Here is a 479-nt window from a genome sequence, read left to right as displayed (position 1 = left end):
CGCAGCCCGATACATTGGATGCATGCTTGAGCACGCCCACATTGCCGGCCATTAAGGCGGGCGCGGCAAACCGGAACACCTGCCAGAACGGAAAATTCCATGGCATTACCGCCAGCACCGTGCCCAGCGGATCATAGGCGACATAACTTTCCTCCGCATCGCTTTGCACGACCTGCTTTTGCAGAAAGCGATACGCATTTTCGGCATAAAAATCACAGCAATCAGCGCATTTCTGCACTTCGGCCACGCCATCGCGCAATACCTTTCCCATTTCCTGCGCCATCAGGATGGCCAGTGCGTCTTTTCGTTCGCGCAAAAGCGCAGCAGCGCCGCGCAACAACTGCGCCCGGTCAGCAAAAGAAGTTTTACGCCAATTCAAGAACGTATCAGCCGCTCCCTGCAAGCACTGGTCTATAACCTGGTCACTCTGTGTTTCATACGATCTGATTTTCAGCCCGGTGTGCGGGTTAATGCTTTCC

Annotated in this window: 1 protein-coding gene; it reads right to left on the bottom strand. The window is 54.5% G+C overall.

Features of this window, described 5'->3' with window-relative positions; genetic code table 11:
- Window positions 1-479 (bottom strand): aldehyde dehydrogenase family protein (locus JK635_RS28860; RefSeq protein ID WP_202655500.1); only part of this gene is annotated, 479 nt, incomplete at both ends.

Source organism: Neobacillus paridis (assembly GCF_016765675.1).
Taxonomy (GTDB): domain Bacteria; phylum Bacillota; class Bacilli; order Bacillales; family Cytobacillaceae; genus Neobacillus; species Neobacillus paridis.
Note: the sequence above shows the minus strand (reverse complement) of the source record. Positions and strands in the feature narration are given on the sequence as shown.